Genomic DNA, 16,531 nt, shown 5'->3' on the forward strand with positions numbered 1-16,531 from the left:
TCCCCGCTATCCACATCCGTCCACACACCGCCCCGGGGCTTCGGCCTCGGGGCTTTTTTCGTGCGTGCTGCCGGCCGGGCGCTCGTATCCCTCCCACGCGACCATGGCGACCCAATACGTCATGCCGCCATTGTCGTGGGCGGTGAGCTTGCGCATCTCCGCGCGCCAGTCCCGCTCCAGTGCCCAGGCCGCGCGCAGCGCCTCGATCGCCTCCTCCTTCGTGTGGCAGAAGCCCGAATCCGTCTTGCTCGGCTTCAGCATGCCGACGAACTGGCGAACGCAGGTGATCGTCCAGTACCAGCGCGGCGGAGCAGGGATGCTGTCGTTGCGGTAGATCCGGCCGACCACGATGCTGCGGACCTCGAGCGTGAAGTCGGGGCCGGGCTCGAAGGTGTGGCTCCAGACCTCGGCGTCGGGATCGCTCACGCCTTCTCCGCCCGGGCGAGCAGGATCGCAGTGCGGACCGCCGCGCGCTTCAGGTTCTCGCTCGACTCGGTGTTGGCGACGACCTGGCTCGCCCAGGCGTGCCCGGCGACGGCCGCGCCGAGGTCGAGGCTGTAGCCGTCGGCGATCGGGTGGGCGGTGGTGCCAGGATCGGCGTGGTAAGCATCAACGGCCGCGTTCACCTGCTCGTCGGTGACAGCCTTGGCCTTAAACAACTCGCCGACGGTGGGGTTTGGATCAGCCATCCCGCGAGCCTATCCCGCCGCTCAAGCGCAGGCGAGGCGGCCGGTCACCGCGAGGAGGTGTTCACCGGAGCGAAACACCCTCCCCGCGGTAACGACATCGAATAAAATCAATGACATCACCCCGACTGTTAATCGCTTTGTCGCAGGTTCGAGTCCTGCTCGGGGAGCCAAATCTTTCCAACATCCTGAAAAGTCTGCGGTTTCCGCGGCCGTAGCTGCGTGGCGCCGGATGCCGTGCCCGGCGTCCGAGACACGTCATCGGCAGGATCGGCCGGACGCGCATCGTCAACCGTCGACGGCTTCGGCCTTCGGGCGGCCGAGGCCGCCGGAAGGCTTACATCGCGGGGGCGGAGCCGCCCTGTTTCGCCGGATGAGGCGGCGGATCCCCCCTGCGCGAGAGAAAAACCCGTCAGTGGGCGTCGTCGACGGAGGGGGCCAGGATGCGCGGCGTCTGCTGGTGCTGCACCACCCGCCATTCCTCGTGCGACAGACGGCGATAGGTCGAGGTGCAGTGCGCCTCGTAGGTTTCGTCGCCGCGCGTCGCCTTCACGGTGTAGGCGATGACGATCAGGCCCTCCTGAGGGCGCGCGATCCGGCCGTCCTCGAACGCGACGTCGGACCAGCGCGGCGTGTCGGCCACCGCCTCGATCGCCTGCGCACCGCCGAAGACGTAGGGTGGTTGCGGGAGCGCCATCAGGCACTCGTCATCGACCAGTTCGCGGTAATGATCCGCGTCGCCGGTCCAAAGGCTTTTCTCGAACGACCAGACCCGATCATCGTCCACGCGGTCCTCCTCAGGCTCTCGAAGTGCCGGGACAAGCGCCACGCGGGACGATCGTTCCGGCGCCCCTTCGACCACCGGCGGACGCACCTCGTTCCGCCCGACGCGTTGCCTTAGAACGGCCAAGGCTCGCTCTCCTCCTCGACCGGCAACCGTTCGCCCGGCGAGATCAGCGGCACGATCTCGTCGAGGGGCTGCGGCACGCGGATCGTACGGCCGGCGGCGGTGATGAAGGTCTCGTTGCGCATCAGATCGGTGTCGCTCACCGCCTGAACGCTGGAGACGCGCAGCAAATGGCGGCAGCCGTCGCCGTCCTGCACCTGCAGATAGGCGCCGACTCGGCGCACGGCTTCCATGCGAGCGGCTCCGCGCTGATGCGGTCTCAGGCGTCGGCGACCGTGAATTCCATGCCGCGCCCCGGTCCCTGGTCGGCGTAATCGACGAGGGTCAGCCCGCGCTCGGTCAGCGTTTCCTCAAGGATGTCGCGGTGCTTGCGTACCATCTGCCCGATCGCCAGCGGCGTCAGGCGCGGGCTCGCTCGCCGCAGGGCGTCCACGCCGACATGGGCCGGCATGCCCTCGCTCTCGGCGAGCCGGGCGAGCGCCAGGCCCAGATCGCGCGCCTTCGTCTCCGCGGCTGATTTCGGCTTGAAAGCCATGGGATCCCTCTCGATTCCTCTTCTCGCGATGTCGCGTGATGCGTGCCTCAGGCGGCCTGCAGGCTGTCGGCGAAATCCTCGGGCACCTCGCCGAAGCGGCCGAGGATCGTCGCGCTCTCCAGTTCGCCGGTCTCGTCGTCGGCGACGATCTGGAGGGCGGCCGTGCCCGGCAGCCGCGTCGCCATCGCCTCGGCCCGTTTCAGGGCGCCGCTCACCGTCGGCGAGACCTGCTGATCGCCCGGGCACAGGCGTTTGCGTTTCAGCACGAAGGTTTGCACGAGGTAGGTGGTTCGCATCGTCACCGTCGTTCTCCCGCATCAGGGCCGGCTGGCCGTCATCCGCGCCGTCGGCAGGGTGCCTTGGACGTTGGTGCCGAACGGGGCGGTGCCTGCATGTTCTTTTTTCGTTCTAGCACGGATCGGCGCGTTCGGTGAGCCTGATTCGACGCGGTGCGTTGAGGAGAAGCAGGCCGTTCCGTTCCAGGTCTGCGCCGGCCGTGCCGGCGCTCCCTCTGGTCGGATCGCACGATGCTGGAGCGCGTGCGTGGTGCGCGCCGCATGGCGAAAGACCGCCGGCCGGGGCCGGCAGCCTTGAACCTCTCTGTCTTGCCGAGTGACGGCGCGGTGGTCGTGGTCAGCCGCCGCCGATGCCGGAGATGACCTTGCCGGTGCCGTTGCAGTCGGGGCAGCTCTTTGCCTCGATCTGACCGCTTCCCCCGCAGCGGGGGCACAGGTTCTCGCCGGTTCCGGGCGTTCCGGGCGGCGCTTCATCGCCGGGTTTCGCGGGCTCCGATGACGTCATGACGGCCCTCTCTTCTGTGAGGTAGAGCAGAACCCTCGCGCTTTCGGCCGTGTTCCCGGCCTATCCGGACGCGCCGGACCCTGTCCCGGCCGCGCGCAGGATGGCGGGGATCACATCGGCGATCTCGCGGGCGAGAAACCCGACCGGCCCGACGCGGTCGGCCAGCGTCCGCCCGGCCTGCCCGTGCAGATAGACGCCCCACGCTGCCGCGGTCGCCGCCTCGGCGCCTCGTGCGAGAAGGCCCGCGACGATCCCCGCCAGGACATCGCCGGAGCCGGACGTGGCGAGCCCGACCCCACCACCGCCGTAGAGCCACGGCTCCCCGGCGGGATCGACGATCCAGCTCCGTGCGCCCTTCATGATCACGACGCATCCGAGCCGATCCGCGGCACGGCGCGCCGCAGCGAGCGGATCCGCCTCGACCGCGCTTCGCTCGATGTCCAGGAGCCGGGCCATCTCGCCGGCATGCGGCGTGATCACCGCGCGCCCGCCGCAGGATCGGACCGCATCGGCATGCGCGCCGAGACCGGCGATCACGCCGGCATCGAGCACCAGGGCAGGTGTTTCCCGAGCCGCTGCCCCCGGTCCCGGCAAGAGCGCGCGTGACACGGCCTCGGCGGTTTCGCCGGCACTCAGGCCTGGACCGATCAGCGCCGCCTTGCAGCGTTCGGCCAGCGCCGGCAGGCGCGCCTCGGCCGCGTCCGGGGCGATGTCGCCCTCATCGGTCTCGGCGAGTCCGACGACCCGTGCCTCGGGCACCGCGAGCGCCATGGCCGACGCAGCGCTGGCGACGGTCGCGATCCTGAGACGCCCCGCACCGGCTCGGAGAGTGGCGATGCCGGCCAGGAAGGCGGCGCCCGGAACCTCGGCGGATCCGCCGACCACGAGGACCGTTCCGCGCTGCTCCTTGCTGCCCTCCTCCGGTATCGGAAGCGGCCGGTCTCGCAGGCGATCGAGCGTGAGGCGGTTCTCGGTCATGGGCGGCTGCATGCGCGTCCGGGCGGGTCGGGAGCGGAACGTCCGGCGCGGATCCCGGACGACGCTGGAGCGTAAAGCCTCCGGGTGAGCGGCCGTATCCCGGCACGCGGTCGAAGAAGGCGTGAGGGGACAGGATACAACGTGTCGATCCCGGGTTTCCCGGAAGGACATTCCCGGACGCGCCATCAAGACCCATCGCACGCGGCACGACCGGGGCTCGCACGATCGACCGAAATTTCGCGGCCGGCGGCAGCGCGAGCGGCGGTGCCGGCGCCCAGTAATGCCCGCCTCGTCGCGAAGGGCGACGGGTGCGGCTGTGGTCGATGCGAAGGAGACATGTGATCGATGGCCCTCCGTTCCGAGACCCCGCCGCCTCCCGCCGACCGTGTGCCCGACGCGCCCGCCGCTTCGGCGCGGCCGACCAGCGCGCAGCTGAAGGCCGAGATCGATTCCGGGCGTACCGGCGACAAGATGCCCGCCCACGATCCCGGCCTGTCGCCCCTCGGCACCGATGACGAGGCGGCGGGCTCTCCCGCCGACGCCTCCCGCGTCGCGCTGGCACGGGACGAAGAGACCCGTCCTCGCCGCCAGAGAGCGGCTCGGATGGCAACGGGTCACGGCGCCAACCGGTGGGTGATGCCGGCCTATTACGGGCTCGTCGTGGCCGCAGCCGTGGCGGTCGGGCTCATCGTGTGGCTGCTGCGCTGATCCGGCGACTCCGTCGGCATGAACGAGCCCGATTCGTCTTCCTCCGAACGGCCGTCCGTCTCCCGGGTGCGATGGATCCAACTTTAGGAAATCACGCAACGGCCTCTTATCGCCTCGCTGCCACGCTTCGAGTGCGAGTGAGGACATCGATGTCCAGTGATGCGGAATGCCGGTTCGACACGACCTCTGCGGCTGGTGAGGCCGGGCTGATCGCCGTCGACGAACACACCTCGATCGGATGCTGGGTGCGCGGCATCTCTGCGCAGGATGTCGAGATCATCGTTCTGGATACGTCGGTCGTCCCGGACGTGTTCATGCTGACATCCTCGCCCCTGGAGACCGTCGCGGTCTGCCGCACCCTGTGGCGGACCGACGAGGTGATCGGGGCGCGGTATCGCTGAAGCCGCGTCGCAGGGACGGGCGCCGGCGCCGGCGGGCGGCTCGGGTCTCTCCCGTAATAAAGCCTTCGCGACTTCTCGCGACGATCCTGCTGCGATGATCCGTCCGCGATGACCGAACCCGGCCACGGCCCGCCGGGTTGATCGTGTCGGAGGTGCCTCATGGCAGAGACGAAGAAGACAGCCGACGTCGAAGCGCCGGACCGGCCCCGCCTGACGCCTCAAGGCCACAGCAGCGGGACGTCGTCCGAGGAGGACAGCACCGATCCGCGCGGCGGCGCGAAAGAGGGCCAGAGCGACAAAGCCGAAGGCGAGTGACCGGTCGCAGAGCGCCGATACGCGTGTCCTGACCACCGCGCGTGGAACGCAATGGCGGCCTCGTGGCGGGCCGGCTTCTCTGGAGAAAGCCGACCCGCCTGTCGCCTGCGTACCGCATGGGGGCGGGCAGCCCAACGACATGGAAGCAAACGCGGCCCCCTGGGCCGTTCATCCCAGGCGCGGCACACCACCGAGCCGGCCTCGGACGGCTCAAAGTGCTGTCAAAGTTGACGTTTCCTGCGCCACTGGCGCCCGGAAGGGTGAAATTTTCTTTTGCACGATGTGTGGCAGCGCACACTATTCGTCTCTTTAAGCAGAGTGACGCAGAAGAATCTGCCCGCGCGGCCTCCGGGGAAGACACCTTGCGATATCGAGGCGGATCGGCCCCGCAACGGTAAGTCTTCGTTAACCATCTTCATGCAATCTAGGCCACCATCGCTCCGTGTTGCCGGGTGCGATAGGGTTCCTTCAGTTTCGGCCTGGTCGATTGATGGCACATCTCGCGACGGACTACCCCGGTGGATCGCTCGTCGAAGCCGCCGTGCCGGCCCTAAGCGGCGAGAGCCGCCACAGGATCGGGCAGGGCCTGCGTGACGCTTACGTCGAGCGCTGCGACGCGCAGCCGATCACCGATGCGCAGGTCGAACTGCTGCTGCGTCTGCGGCAGAAGGAGCGTGACCGCCGCCGCCGCGCCTGACGGGCGCCGATACCGCGGCCCGCCGGCCCTCACCCTACTGCCAGCGCCGGGCCTTCGGCTGCTGGCGCCGGACCTCGGCCGCGCGGATCAGGGTCAGGACGCGATCGAGATCCTTGAGGAGCGAGGCTTCGGCGGCATGAGCCGAGGCGATTTCCTGCTCATCGTTGCCGAAGCGCTGGCGCTGCTGCTGCAGCGTCAGTTCTTCCTCCAGAGACGCGCGCTCCGCATGAAGGGCGAGATAGGCCGCCTCCTGCGGGTCCGTCGGATCGAGGCGAGGATTCTCCTCGCGGGATGGATGCGGCTCCGTCACGCCGACGGCCTCCTTGGGATGTCAACGCTCCGGCTCTCTCGTTCCAAGATCTCACGGGACGAGTCTCGTGACCGGATCTCACGGAACAAGGCGTCCGAGCACCTCCGATAACGCCGGAGGCGGTCAAGCAGTGCCATCCGCAGCGAAATTCCGCTCCCGTAAGCGCTGTCACGTCACCGTCATGTGGGCGTCATAGAGCCGGCGCGTCGGTGCACTAGATGGCAGCAGCGTCGCAGCGAGACCGGATCTAGAACAGGCCCGGCCCCGACAATGCGCCCGACACCTTACGGAGATGCTCGTGAAACCTTTCACTTACGCTCTGGCCGTCGGCCTTGCGGCCGCCCAGCTTGCGACCTCGGCCCTGGCCGCCGACATCACCGGCGCCGGCGCCACCTTCCCCTTCCCGGTCTATTCGAAGTGGGCGGAAGCCTATCGCAAGGAAACCGGCACGGGCCTGAACTACCAGTCCATCGGCTCGGGCGGCGGCATCAAGCAGATCCAGGCCAAGACCGTTGATTTCGGCGCCACCGACGCGCCGCTGAAGCCCGCCCAGCTCGAGAAGGACGGCCTCGTCCAGTTCCCGACCGTCATGGGCGGCGTGGTCCCGGTGATCAACGTCGCGGGCGTCGAAGCCGGCAAGGTCAAGCTGACCGGAGAACTCCTGGCCGACATCTACGCCGGCAAGATCCTGAAGTGGTCCGACCCGAAGATCGCGGCACTGAACGAGGGCGTGAAGCTCCCCGACGCCAACATCACGCCGGTCTACCGCTCGGATGCCTCCGGCACGACCAACATCTTCACCACCTATCTCTCCTCGGTCTCCGAGCCGTGGAAGAAGGAATTCGGCGCCGCCACCACGGTGAGCTGGCCGGTCGGCCAGGGCGGCAAGGGCAACGAGGGCGTGACCGCCACCGTCAAGCAGGTTCCGAACTCGATCGGCTACGTCGAGTCGGCCTACGCCAAGCAGAACAAGCTTGCCTACGCGCTGATCCAGAACAAGGCCGGCAAGTACCCGCAGCCCGACGACAAGGCGTTCCAGGCCGCTGCCGCCAGCGCCGATTGGAAGTCGACCCCCGGCTTCGGCATCACGCTGACCAACCAGGCCGGCGAGGACGCTTGGCCGATCACGGCCGCCACCTTCATCCTGGTCCACAAGGAAGCGGCTGACGCGGCCAAGGCCGGCGACGTGCTGAAGTTCTTCGACTGGGCCTACAAGAACGGCGACAAGCTCGCGACCGAACTCGACTACGTCCCGCTGCCGGACAACGTCGTCGGCCTGATCCACGACGCGTGGAAGGGCATCAAGGGCAAGGACGGGAAGCCCGTTTTCGGAATGTAAGGTTTGAGTCTCCGGCCCTCTCCCGCCACGGGAGAGGGTCTTTCTCCGACCGTCCGGCTCGCCTCGCGCGCCACGGCGCGCTAAACGCCCCCCGTTCGAAGAGCCCTTCCGCGGATGACCGCCTTGACCCAGTCCATCGCCCTGGCCCGCGAGAGCGATACGGCTCGCACGGCCCCGAGCAAGACCGCCGACCGCCTGTTCCAGGGCGCGGCCTACGCCTCGGCCCTGCTCGTGCTGGCGGTGCTCGCCGGCATCCTCGGCTCGATCATCTACGGCGCGGTGCCGGCCTTCTCCGAGTTCGGCTTCGGCTTCATCACCTCGACGGCCTGGAACATCGGCACCGAGCAGTTCGGTGCGCTCCCGGCCGTCGTCGGCACCGTCGCCGCCGCGCTCCTGGCGCTGATCATCGGCGTCCCGGTCTCCCTCGGCATCGCGATCTACCTGACGCAGCTCTGCCCCGGCTGGGCGCGCAAGCCCGTCGCCATGACGATCGAGCTGCTCGCCTCGGTCCCGAGCATCATCTACGGCATGTGGGGCCTGTTCGTCTTCGCGCCGCTCTTCGCCCGCTTCGTGCAGGTGCCGGTCTCGAACCTCGTCGAGGGCATGCCGGTGCTCGGCACCATCCTCTACGCCCGCATCCCCTCGGGCGTCGGCGTGCTCACCGCCGGCATCATCCTCGCGATCATGATCGTGCCCTTCGTCGCCTCGATCACCCGCGACATGCTCGACCAGATCCCGACCGTCCTGCGCGAGAGCGCCTACGGCATCGGATGCACCACCTGGGAGGTCGTGCGCCACGTCCTCGTCCCGCAGGCCTCGGTCTCGATCATCGGCGCGATCATGCTCGGCCTGGGCCGGGCGCTCGGCGAGACCATGGCGGTCACCTTCGTGATCGGCAACGCCAACCGTCTCTCCGCCTCGATCTTCGATCCGGGTTCGACCATCGCCTCGCGCATCGCCAACGAGTTCAACGAGGCCGACGGCCTCCAGCTTTCCTCGCTGATGGCGCTCGGCTGCCTGCTCTTCATCATCACCTTCTTCGTGCTGATCATCGCGCGCCTGCTGGTGCGGCGCGCCAAGGTCGCCTGAAGCCGTCGCCTGAGACGACCGTCGCCAGCCTCGGAAAGATCGAGCCATGGACGCCACAAACCCTCTCGCGACGACCGCTCCGCCTCTCGCCGCAAGCCGCGTGCGCCCTGGCCGCCGGATCGCCGACCGGGTCCTGATCCTGGCCAGCACCCTGGCGACGCTTCTCGGCATCGTCGTGCTCGGCTCGATCCTGCTGATGCTGATCGTCGAGGGCGTGAAGGGCTTCACCCCTGCCCTGTTCACGGCCCCGACCCCGGGGCCGGGCTCCGAGGGCGGCGGCATCGCCAACGCCATCCTCGGCAGCCTCTTGATGACCTTCATCGGCATCGTGATCGCCACGCCGATCGGGCTGATGGCCGGCACCTTCCTCGCCGAGTACGGCCGCACCTCGAAGATCGCGGACGTGATCCGCTTCCTCAACGACGTGCTGCTCTCCGCGCCCTCGATCCTGATCGGCCTGTTCGTCTACACGCTGATGGTCCGGCCGATGGGCACCTATTCCGGCTGGGCCGGCGCGGTGGCGCTGGCCATCATCGCCACCCCCGTGATCGTGCGCACCACCGAGGATATGCTGCGCCTCGTCCCCGGCCCGATGCGCGAGGCCGGGGCGGCGCTGGGCGCCCCCCGTTCCCTCGTCATCCGCGCGATCACGTGGCGGGCGGCGAGCGCGGGCGTCGTCACCGGCATCATCCTGGCGCTCGCGCGCATCGCCGGCGAGACCGCCCCGCTGCTGTTCACCGCGCTGAACAACAACAGCTGGTTCAACGCCAACCTGCTCGGCGGCGTGCCGAACCTGCCGGTGATGATCTACCAGTTCGCGCTCTCGCCCTACCCGAACTGGCAGAGCCTCGCCTGGGCCGGCGCCCTGCTCATTACCGTCACCATCCTCGCTCTGTCGGTGGTGGCCCGCCTCGTCATCAAGGACCAGCGGGCGCGCTGAGGCCGCCCCCGGACAGACCTCCTACCTGCGAGAACATCCGATGAGCGCCTCCCCCGCGATCCGCAGCCAGTTCGAAGGCCGCAGCCCGGCCGACGTCAAGGCGCCGGTGCGCATCGCCTGCAAGGACCTCAACTTCTATTACGGCAGCTTCCACGGCCTGAAGGACATCAACCTCGATTTCCGCGACCGGCAGGTCACGGCGCTGATCGGGCCGTCGGGCTGCGGGAAGTCGACGCTGCTGCGCACCTTCAACCGCATCTACAGCCTCTATCCGGAGCAGCGCGCCGAGGGAGAGATCCTGCTCGACGGACGCAACATCCTCGATCCGCGGATCGATCTGAACGAGCTGCGCTCGCGGGTCGGCATGGTGTTCCAGAAGCCGACGCCCTTCCCGATGTCGATCTACGACAACGTCGCCTTCGGCCTGCGCCTCTACGAGAAGCTGCCGAAGGCCGAACTCGACGTGCGGGTGGAGGAATCCCTGCGCAAGGCCGCCCTGTGGGACGAGGTGAAGGACAAGCTCAAGCAGTCCGGCACCGGCCTCTCGGGCGGCCAGCAGCAGCGCCTGTGCATCGCCCGGACGGTGGCCCAGCGCCCGGAGGTGATCCTGTTCGACGAGCCGACCTCGGCCCTCGACCCGATCTCCACCGGCCGGATCGAGGAGCTGATCGAGCAGCTGCGCGCCGACTTCACGATCGTCATCGTGACCCACAACATGCAGCAGGCCGCGCGCATCTCGCAATTCACCGCGTTCATGTATCTCGGCGAACTGATCGAGTTCGACGCGACGACGAAGATCTTCATGAACCCGGCCAAGCGGCAGACCCAGGACTACATCACCGGCCGCTTCGGCTAAGATTGGTGGCCCGCGGCAGCCGCGGGCCACCCCGCGCCTTCGTTTCGAGGCGCCCTCCCGCTGAGCCGGCAACCCCGTCAGCCCGAGGGCGCCCATGTCCGACCGCCTGATCGGGAAATCCGCGACATGGCCCAGCACATCGTCTCCTCCTACGACACCGACCTCGAGAACCTGCGCCGCTCGATCGCCGAGATGGGCGGCGTGGCCGAGAAGATGATGACGGATGCCACCGACGCCCTCGTGCGCCGTGACACCACGCTCGCCCAGGCGGTGATCGTGGCCGACAAGCGCCTCGACCTGCTGCAGCGGGAGATCGAGGAGCGCTCCGTCCTTCTCATCGCCCGGCGCCAGCCGCTCGCCATCGACCTGCGCGAGACGATCTCCGGCATCCGCGTCTCGGGCGATCTGGAGCGGATCGGCGATCTGGCCAAGAACATCGCCAAGCGGGTCGTGGCGATCAGCGATCAGGCGCAGCCGCAGAAGATCGTGCTCGGCGTCCAGCACATGAGCGACCTCGTGCAGGAACAGCTCAAGGACGTGCTCGACGCCTATGCCAGCCGCGACATCACCGCCGCCCGCGAGGTGTGGGAGCGCGACAGCGCGATCGACGCGCTCTACAATTCACTGTTCCGCGAACTCCTGACCTACATGATGGAGGATCCGCGCAACATCTCGTTCTGTACGCATCTGTTGTTCTGCGCCAAGAACGTGGAACGCATCGGCGATCACACCACCAATGTCGCCGAGACGATCGAGTACCTCGTCACCGGCGAGACGCCGACCGGCGAGCGGCCGAAGAACGATGCGTCGAACTACGCGACGGTGACGCCGGGCGCCTGACGTCGAAGGTCGGGACGCGAGGCGTTGAAGAGGCGTCTCCGGCCTGCCCTCCGACGGATCCGGCCGGGCGCATGGGATGGAAAGACGGGTGATGACGAGTGCGCGCATCCTGATCGTCGAGGACGAGGAATCGCTGACGACGCTTCTGCGCTACAACCTCGAAGCGGAGGGCTTCCTGGTCGACGTGGCGATCCGCGGCGAGGAGGCGGACCTGCGCCTGCATGAGACGACGCCCGATCTCGTGCTGCTCGACTGGATGGTGCCGGGGCTCTCGGGCATCGAGCTATGCCGCCGCATCCGGGCGCGGCGCGAGACCGAGCGGCTGCCCGTCATCATGCTGACCGCCCGCGGCGAGGAGGCCGACCGGGTGCGCGGCCTCTCGACGGGGGCCGACGATTACGTGGTCAAGCCGTTCTCGGTGCCGGAGCTGCTGGCCCGGGTCCGGGCGCTCCTGCGCCGGGCCAAGCCCGCCCATGTCGCCGACCTGCTGGTGGCCGGCGATATCGAACTCGACCGCGTCAGCCACCGCATCCGCCGCCAGGGCCGCGAGATCCATCTCGGACCGACGGAATTCAAGCTGCTCGAATATCTGATGCAGAGCCCCGGCCGCGTCTTCTCGCGCGAGCAGCTCCTCGACGGCGTGTGGGGGCACGACGTCTACATCGACGAGCGCACCGTCGACGTCCATGTCGGCCGCCTTCGCAAGGCGATCAACCGCCCGCGCCAGAGCGACCCGATCCGCACGGTGCGCGGCTCCGGCTACTCGTTCGACGAAATGTTCGCAGGCGCGGAGTAACTGACACTTGGCGCTGCCGGCGCCCTCTGACCCGACGCGATCGGCGGAATGCCGGGCGCGCGACGGACGGGTGTCGCGCCGTCGAACGGCATCGCCCTTCGAGGGCAGCGCGGATCGGCCCGACCCGTCACAGCGCGCGCCGGGATGACGTCCGAACGTGCGGGTGTGATTCAGGCTGGCGGCGACCGGAGTCACCGCGCCACTGTTCCAAAGAATCAGCGAAAGCCGGCGACGCGGCGGTCGCGCTTGCGCTCGGCGGCCGGCTGGTAGGCGACCTGCGCGTGCTGGGTGCAGTAGGGCAGACCCGTGATCGCGCGGGCACCGCAGAAGCGGAATTCCGGCGAGGTCGGATCGCCCATGGGCCAGCGGCACATGGAGTCCCGCAGGTCCATGATGGTGACCCGCTCGGAGACGGCGAGCGCCACCGGTTCCGGGGCGGGCGTCGGCGGCAGCGGGAAGTCCGGTGCGGGACGGTGCGCCACGATCGCGGGCGGTTCCGGCAAGGTCGGCTCCTCGACGATCGCCGTCTCCATCTCGATCTCGACGATCGCCCCGTCCTTGCGACGCCCTTGAGCTGCCGGTCCGATCGGCTTGACGCGTCCGGCGAGCCCGAGGCGATGCACCTTGCCGATCACCGCGTTACGCGAAACGCCACCGATCTGAAGGGCGATCTGGCTGGCGCTGAGGCCGTCGTCCCACAGGCGACGAAGCAGCTCGACGCGCTCATCCGTCCAGCTCGGGACCGCTTCCGTCATTGCCCCCTCCACGTCGAAACGTCCTTGAACGCGAGACCAGCCGACAGCACGGCGCGGCCGCCGCGCATGGCGACGACAGGCATCGCCGGGGCCCGCAATCCGGCCCCGCACATGTCGGTTAACAGACGCCAAAGATCCTTTCGGCGACGCTGTGGAGACTACAGGACAGCTCGACCGCGGAGCAAGGGTCAGCGTGTTTCACGCGCTGGTTTCCACCGACAATCGGTCTCGCCGAACGCTCGCACCGTCGCGGCTCGATGAGGGCGGGGCCGAGTGGGTCGTGATCCGTTAAGGCGTTGCGTAAAATTGCTCTTTCTCGAAAGCCGAGGGCGAACGCGGAGGGACGGCGCGCCTACTTCCGGCAGGACGTCAGATCACAGAAGCGGCGGCTGGGGTGGCCCGGACGCCCTCGAAAAAGATTGTCCGGGCCACGGGGATGACTATGTGACGGGCGGCATCCGCCGGCCCATCGCCTGTGGACAACGCTTCTCGAGCGGATCTTTGGGAGATCGCATGCGACTGCGCCTCGCGCCGGCCCTGTTCCTTCTCGCCGCGCTGCCCGGCAGCGCCGGGGCCGCGGGGCCCGCCGCACCGGTCCCGACCGAGGCCGCGACCCGCCTCGCCGGCCACCGCGCGGTCTACGACCTGTCGCTGGCCCGCTCCGAGGGCACGCGGGCCGTCGAGGGCGTGCGCGGGCGCATCGTCATCGATTTCTCGGGCGATGCCTGCCGCGGCTACACCATGCAGACGCGGCAGGTGACGATGCTCGATTCCGGCGAGTCCGGGGATCGGACCTCGGACCTGCGCAGCAGCACCTTCGAGAACGGCGACGGCAAGAGCTTTCGTTTCCGCACCACGACCATCCTCAACAACGCGCCCTCCCCGGCCGTGGACGGGACGGCGGAGGCCGCGGCCGGCGCGCTCAAGGTCAAGCTCAAGGAGCCCAAGCGGGATCAGTTTCAGGCGGACGGGGAAGTGCTGTTCCCGATCCACCACATGATCCGCTTGATCGAAGCGGCCAAGGCCGGCGAGACCACGGTATCGGCCAAGGTGTTCGACGGCTCGGACGACGGGCGCAAGGTCTACGACACGCTGGCCGTCATCGGCCGCCCGAGCGCGGCGCCCGCCGCCGACACCGAGCGCGACAAGCCGCTGCGCGAGGGCGACCACGCCGCCATGCGGCGCTGGCCCGTGACCTTGAGCTATTTCACCCCCGGCGAGGGCGAGCGCACGCCGATCTACACCCTCACCTTCGATCTCTACGAGGATGGCGTCAGCGGCCGCCTGCACCTCAACTACGGCGACTTCGCCATCGACGGCAACATGAGCCGGCTGGATCTCGCCAAGGTCGATCCGAAGGGGGACCCGAAGGCCTTGGCCGATTGCAAGAAGTGACCTCGGCCATCGATCGCGGGGTCAGGGGCGCCGCCGCTCCGGCTCCCCGGTGAAGACGAGGCCACGCTGGATCGCGCCGCTGCCGAATTTCTCCCGCAGCCGGTCGAGCGCGGCCTCTCGAGCGGCGACGCGCTCGATGCCCTGATCCGCGAGGTCGCCGCGATCCGCATGGATCGCGCCGCAGAGATCGCCGCCGCCGATGCCGATCAGCCGGAAGGCGGTGCCGTCGCAGGCGGCCCGCAGCATCGGCTCGCCCTCGTGGAAGAGCCGGTCGGCGAGCTGGGTGGGTTTGAGGCCGCCGCGGGTCCGGGTGCGCAGACGGAACTTCGCATCCTTCAGCTTCAGCGTGACGCTGCCGGCCGCCAGTTCGGCCCGCTTCAGCCGTGACGAGACCTTCTCGCACAGCCGCCACAGGATCGGCCGCAGATCCTCGAACCGGACGAGATCGGTGGCGAAGGTGGTCTCGGCCGAGACGCTCTTGGCCTCCCGGCTCGGGCGGACCGGCCGCCGGTCGCGGCCCGCGGCAAGATCGATGAGGCGCAGGGCGTCCCGGCCGAGGGAGGCTTGCAGCCGCACCGGATCGGCGCGCGACAGATCGCCGACGCGGTGGATGTTGAGGGCGGCGAGGCGGTTGCGGGCGCTCTCGCCGATGCCGGGCAGGATGCCGACGGGCCGGTCAGCAAGGAACGCGGCCGCCTCGTCGCCCGCGATGATCGAGAAGCCGCGGGGCTTGTCGAGGTCGGAGGCGATCTTGGCCAGGAACTTGTTGGCGGAAAGCCCCACCGAGACGGTGATGCCGACCTCCGTCTCGACCCGCGCAGCGAAGCGGGCGAGCGTGAGCGCCGGACTCGCCCCATGCACGCGCTCGGTACCGGAGAGATCGAGGAACGCCTCGTCGATGGAGACGGGTTCGACCAGCGGAGTCAGTGCCAGCATCATCTCTCGCACCTCGCGGCCGACGCGGGCATACTTCTCCATGTCGGGCCGCAGCACCGTGGCGTCGGGGCAGCGCTTCAGCGCCTCGAACATCGGCATGGCCGAGCGCACGCCGGAGATCCGGGCGAGGTAGCAGGCGGTGGAGACGACGCCGCGCTTGCCGCCGCCGATGATCAGCGGCTTGTCGCGGAGCGAGGGGTCGTCGCGCTTCTCGATCGCCGCGTAGAAGGCGTCGCAATCGACATGGGCGATGCTGAGGGCGTCCCGGGCCGGATGCGCGAGCAGGCGCGGCGAGCCGCATCCGCGGCACCGCAGGGCGCCCTCGGCTTGCATCGTCAGGCAATCGCGGCAGAAGGGTCTCACGTCGAAAACCTCGCCCGGCCGGTGCCGGGCTTGTCCGGGCAAGTCAGGTTGTACGAATGTCTGGAACCGTCGGCCAGGGCTCACGCGCGCGCCATCCCAAGCCGAATGCCGCGACGGATCCGATGCCGGTCCTCGTGCTCGGCGGAACCACCGAGGCCAGCGCGCTGGTTGCCCGCCTGGCGGCCGAGCCGGAGATCGCGGCGACCTTGTCGCTCGCCGGCCGCACCACCGCACCGCGGCCCGAGCCGGTCGCGACCCGCATCGGCGGGTTCGGCGGCGCCGGGGGACTGGCGCAGTGGCTTGCCGAGAACGGCATCGCCGCGGTGATCGACGCAACCCATCCCTTTGCTGCGCGGATCTCGGCCAACGCTGCCGAAGCCTGCCGACTTGGCGCCGTGCCGCTTCTGGCGGTGCGCCGCCCGGCCTGGGCGCGGCAACCCCGTGACGATTGGCGCGAGGTGCCGACCGTCGCGGCCTGCGTCACGGCGCTTGGGTTCGCGCCGCGGCGGGTGTTCCTCACCATCGGCCGGCAGGAAGTCTCCGCCTTCGCAAGCGCCCCGCAGCACGCCTATGTCGTGCGCACGATCGAGCCGGTCGGCGATGCCTTGCCGGTGCCGAACCTCGTCACCGTCAGTGCCCGCGGCCCCTTCACTCTGGAGGACGAGACCCGCTTCATGCGCGAGGCCGGGATCGAGGTCTTGGTCACAAAAAATTCGGGCGGCGCGGCGACCTACCCGAAGATCGAGGCGGCGCGTCGGCTCGGGCTTCCGGTGGTGATCGTCGCCCGCCCTGCCCTGCCGGACGTGCCCGCGGTTCCGGATGCCGCCGGCGCGCTGCTCTGGCTGAAGGCTCGCCTGACCCGTCCTCGGTGAATCGGGCTCGAC

General features: G+C 69.0%; 23 protein-coding genes. 12 read left to right on the plus strand and 11 right to left on the minus strand.

Annotated features, from left to right (window positions below):
* Positions 1 to 6 precede the first annotated feature (6 nt).
* The 8 genes from HNR51_RS05685 to HNR51_RS05720 form a co-directional block, all read right to left on the minus strand.
* The gene (locus tag HNR51_RS05685; RefSeq protein ID WP_182554263.1) at positions 7 to 426 is read right to left on the minus strand and encodes a hypothetical protein; all 420 of its coding nucleotides are present in this window, start codon (positions 424 to 426) and stop codon (positions 7 to 9) included.
* A complete protein-coding gene (locus HNR51_RS05690; RefSeq protein ID WP_182554264.1) occupies positions 423 to 689 on the minus strand; it encodes a hypothetical protein in 267 nt (88 codons plus the stop codon). The genes HNR51_RS05685 and HNR51_RS05690 overlap by 4 nt, the downstream gene beginning before the upstream one ends.
* 409 nt (positions 690 to 1,098) lie before the next feature.
* A complete protein-coding gene (locus tag HNR51_RS05695) occupies positions 1,099 to 1,473 on the minus strand; it encodes a DUF4440 domain-containing protein (RefSeq protein WP_182554265.1) in 375 nt (124 codons plus the stop codon).
* A gap of 110 nt (positions 1,474 to 1,583) precedes the next feature.
* A complete protein-coding gene (locus tag HNR51_RS05700) occupies positions 1,584 to 1,826 on the minus strand; it encodes a hypothetical protein (RefSeq protein WP_012456932.1) in 243 nt (80 codons plus the stop codon).
* Positions 1,827 to 1,852: 26 nt separating this feature from the next.
* Entirely contained in the window at positions 1,853 to 2,128 is a 276-nt protein-coding gene (locus HNR51_RS05705) for a hypothetical protein (protein ID WP_012456933.1), read from the minus strand.
* Between the two features lie 47 nt (positions 2,129 to 2,175).
* Complete coding sequence (locus HNR51_RS05710; protein WP_012456934.1) at positions 2,176 to 2,430, minus strand: hypothetical protein; 255 nt, start codon at positions 2,428 to 2,430, stop codon at positions 2,176 to 2,178.
* A 331-nt stretch (positions 2,431 to 2,761) separates the two neighbouring features.
* Positions 2,762 to 2,929 (minus strand): hypothetical protein, encoded by a 168-nt coding sequence (locus tag HNR51_RS05715; protein WP_182554266.1) that lies wholly within the window; start codon positions 2,927 to 2,929, stop codon positions 2,762 to 2,764.
* Between the two features lie 60 nt (positions 2,930 to 2,989).
* The gene (locus HNR51_RS05720; protein WP_182554523.1) at positions 2,990 to 3,907 is read right to left on the minus strand and encodes an NAD(P)H-hydrate dehydratase; all 918 of its coding nucleotides are present in this window, start codon (positions 3,905 to 3,907) and stop codon (positions 2,990 to 2,992) included.
* A gap of 345 nt (positions 3,908 to 4,252) precedes the next feature.
* Between HNR51_RS05720 and HNR51_RS05725 the strand changes: the two genes are divergently transcribed.
* The 4 genes from HNR51_RS05725 to HNR51_RS05740 all read left to right on the plus strand — a co-directional run bounded on the left by HNR51_RS05725 (position 4,253) and on the right by HNR51_RS05740 (position 6,028).
* On the plus strand, positions 4,253 to 4,615 hold the full coding sequence (locus tag HNR51_RS05725; protein ID WP_182554267.1) for a hypothetical protein: 363 nt from the start codon (positions 4,253 to 4,255) through the stop codon (positions 4,613 to 4,615).
* Positions 4,616 to 4,764: 149 nt separating this feature from the next.
* Positions 4,765 to 5,016, plus strand: coding sequence for a PilZ domain-containing protein (locus tag HNR51_RS05730; protein ID WP_182554268.1), 252 nt, complete (start codon positions 4,765 to 4,767; stop codon positions 5,014 to 5,016).
* 159 nt (positions 5,017 to 5,175) lie between these two features.
* Positions 5,176 to 5,331, plus strand: coding sequence for a hypothetical protein (locus HNR51_RS05735; RefSeq protein WP_182554269.1), 156 nt, complete (start codon positions 5,176 to 5,178; stop codon positions 5,329 to 5,331).
* 490 nt (positions 5,332 to 5,821) lie between these two features.
* Positions 5,822 to 6,028, plus strand: coding sequence for a hypothetical protein (locus HNR51_RS05740; RefSeq protein WP_012456940.1), 207 nt, complete (start codon positions 5,822 to 5,824; stop codon positions 6,026 to 6,028).
* 34 nt (positions 6,029 to 6,062) lie between these two features.
* On the opposite strand, the gene HNR51_RS05745 is transcribed toward HNR51_RS05740, so the two are convergent.
* Positions 6,063 to 6,338 carry a hypothetical protein gene (locus tag HNR51_RS05745; RefSeq protein WP_182554270.1) on the minus strand — a complete coding sequence of 92 codons (276 nt, stop codon included), beginning with the start codon at positions 6,336 to 6,338 and terminating at the stop codon, positions 6,063 to 6,065.
* A 298-nt stretch (positions 6,339 to 6,636) separates the two neighbouring features.
* Between HNR51_RS05745 and pstS the strand changes: the two genes are divergently transcribed.
* From pstS to phoB, 6 genes are all read left to right on the plus strand, one after another.
* Positions 6,637 to 7,677, plus strand: coding sequence for a phosphate ABC transporter substrate-binding protein PstS (pstS, locus tag HNR51_RS05750; protein ID WP_012456942.1), 1,041 nt, complete (start codon positions 6,637 to 6,639; stop codon positions 7,675 to 7,677).
* 114 nt (positions 7,678 to 7,791) lie between these two features.
* Complete coding sequence (pstC, locus tag HNR51_RS05755; RefSeq protein ID WP_012456943.1) at positions 7,792 to 8,766, plus strand: phosphate ABC transporter permease subunit PstC; 975 nt, start codon at positions 7,792 to 7,794, stop codon at positions 8,764 to 8,766.
* Positions 8,767 to 8,812: 46 nt separating this feature from the next.
* The gene (gene pstA / locus HNR51_RS05760) at positions 8,813 to 9,706 is read left to right on the plus strand and encodes a phosphate ABC transporter permease PstA (protein WP_182554271.1); all 894 of its coding nucleotides are present in this window, start codon (positions 8,813 to 8,815) and stop codon (positions 9,704 to 9,706) included.
* A gap of 40 nt (positions 9,707 to 9,746) precedes the next feature.
* Positions 9,747 to 10,562, plus strand: a complete 816-nt coding sequence (gene pstB / locus HNR51_RS05765; RefSeq protein WP_012456945.1) for a phosphate ABC transporter ATP-binding protein PstB — start codon at positions 9,747 to 9,749, stop codon at positions 10,560 to 10,562.
* 126 nt (positions 10,563 to 10,688) lie between these two features.
* The gene (gene phoU, locus HNR51_RS05770; RefSeq protein ID WP_012456946.1) at positions 10,689 to 11,402 is read left to right on the plus strand and encodes a phosphate signaling complex protein PhoU; all 714 of its coding nucleotides are present in this window, start codon (positions 10,689 to 10,691) and stop codon (positions 11,400 to 11,402) included.
* Between the two features lie 91 nt (positions 11,403 to 11,493).
* Positions 11,494 to 12,198 carry a phosphate regulon transcriptional regulator PhoB gene (gene phoB, locus HNR51_RS05775; protein ID WP_012456947.1) on the plus strand — a complete coding sequence of 235 codons (705 nt, stop codon included), beginning with the start codon at positions 11,494 to 11,496 and terminating at the stop codon, positions 12,196 to 12,198.
* A 215-nt stretch (positions 12,199 to 12,413) separates the two neighbouring features.
* On the opposite strand, the gene HNR51_RS05780 is transcribed toward phoB, so the two are convergent.
* Complete coding sequence (locus HNR51_RS05780; RefSeq protein ID WP_012456948.1) at positions 12,414 to 12,953, minus strand: GcrA family cell cycle regulator; 540 nt, start codon at positions 12,951 to 12,953, stop codon at positions 12,414 to 12,416.
* Between the two features lie 513 nt (positions 12,954 to 13,466).
* On the opposite strand from HNR51_RS05780, the gene HNR51_RS05785 reads away from it, so the two are divergent.
* Positions 13,467 to 14,348: a cell envelope integrity EipB family protein gene (locus tag HNR51_RS05785; protein WP_182554272.1), complete on the plus strand. Its 882-nt coding sequence runs from the start codon at positions 13,467 to 13,469 to the stop codon at positions 14,346 to 14,348.
* A 21-nt stretch (positions 14,349 to 14,369) separates the two neighbouring features.
* Here HNR51_RS05785 and HNR51_RS05790 read toward each other — a convergent pair whose 3' ends face one another.
* Entirely contained in the window at positions 14,370 to 15,647 is a 1,278-nt protein-coding gene (locus HNR51_RS05790; RefSeq protein WP_182554273.1) for a DNA polymerase IV, read from the minus strand.
* Positions 15,648 to 15,703: 56 nt separating this feature from the next.
* On the opposite strand from HNR51_RS05790, the gene HNR51_RS05795 reads away from it, so the two are divergent.
* Positions 15,704 to 16,519: a cobalt-precorrin-6A reductase gene (locus HNR51_RS05795; protein ID WP_182554274.1), complete on the plus strand. Its 816-nt coding sequence runs from the start codon at positions 15,704 to 15,706 to the stop codon at positions 16,517 to 16,519.
* The last annotated feature ends 12 nt before the right edge of the window (positions 16,520 to 16,531 follow it).

The sequence above is a fragment of the Methylorubrum thiocyanatum genome (assembly GCA_014138645.1).
GTDB lineage: Bacteria > Pseudomonadota > Alphaproteobacteria > Rhizobiales > Beijerinckiaceae > Methylobacterium > Methylobacterium thiocyanatum.

Excerpts from the sequence above, each read along its gene's own strand:
- HNR51_RS05690 (WP_182554264.1), bottom strand. The coding sequence starts at position 689 with ATGGCTGATCCAAACCCCACCGTCGGCGAGTTGTTTAAGGCCAAGGCT.
- HNR51_RS05700 (WP_012456932.1), bottom strand. The coding sequence starts at position 1,826 with ATGGAAGCCGTGCGCCGAGTCGGCGCCTATCTGCAGGTGCAGGACGGC.
- HNR51_RS05705 (WP_012456933.1), bottom strand. The coding sequence starts at position 2,128 with ATGGCTTTCAAGCCGAAATCAGCCGCGGAGACGAAGGCGCGCGATCTG.
- HNR51_RS05715 (WP_182554266.1), bottom strand. The coding sequence starts at position 2,929 with ATGACGTCATCGGAGCCCGCGAAACCCGGCGATGAAGCGCCGCCCGGA.
- HNR51_RS05720 (WP_182554523.1), bottom strand. The coding sequence starts at position 3,907 with ATGACCGAGAACCGCCTCACGCTCGATCGCCTGCGAGACCGGCCGCTT.
- HNR51_RS05725 (WP_182554267.1), top strand. The coding sequence starts at position 4,253 with ATGGCCCTCCGTTCCGAGACCCCGCCGCCTCCCGCCGACCGTGTGCCC.
- HNR51_RS05730 (WP_182554268.1), top strand. The coding sequence starts at position 4,765 with ATGTCCAGTGATGCGGAATGCCGGTTCGACACGACCTCTGCGGCTGGT.
- HNR51_RS05735 (WP_182554269.1), top strand. The coding sequence starts at position 5,176 with ATGGCAGAGACGAAGAAGACAGCCGACGTCGAAGCGCCGGACCGGCCC.
- HNR51_RS05740 (WP_012456940.1), top strand. The coding sequence starts at position 5,822 with ATGGCACATCTCGCGACGGACTACCCCGGTGGATCGCTCGTCGAAGCC.
- pstC (WP_012456943.1), top strand. The coding sequence starts at position 7,792 with ATGACCGCCTTGACCCAGTCCATCGCCCTGGCCCGCGAGAGCGATACG.
- pstA (WP_182554271.1), top strand. The coding sequence starts at position 8,813 with ATGGACGCCACAAACCCTCTCGCGACGACCGCTCCGCCTCTCGCCGCA.
- pstB (WP_012456945.1), top strand. The coding sequence starts at position 9,747 with ATGAGCGCCTCCCCCGCGATCCGCAGCCAGTTCGAAGGCCGCAGCCCG.
- phoU (WP_012456946.1), top strand. The coding sequence starts at position 10,689 with ATGGCCCAGCACATCGTCTCCTCCTACGACACCGACCTCGAGAACCTG.
- phoB (WP_012456947.1), top strand. The coding sequence starts at position 11,494 with ATGACGAGTGCGCGCATCCTGATCGTCGAGGACGAGGAATCGCTGACG.
- HNR51_RS05780 (WP_012456948.1), bottom strand. The coding sequence starts at position 12,953 with ATGACGGAAGCGGTCCCGAGCTGGACGGATGAGCGCGTCGAGCTGCTT.
- HNR51_RS05785 (WP_182554272.1), top strand. The coding sequence starts at position 13,467 with ATGCGACTGCGCCTCGCGCCGGCCCTGTTCCTTCTCGCCGCGCTGCCC.
- HNR51_RS05795 (WP_182554274.1), top strand. The coding sequence starts at position 15,704 with ATGTCTGGAACCGTCGGCCAGGGCTCACGCGCGCGCCATCCCAAGCCG.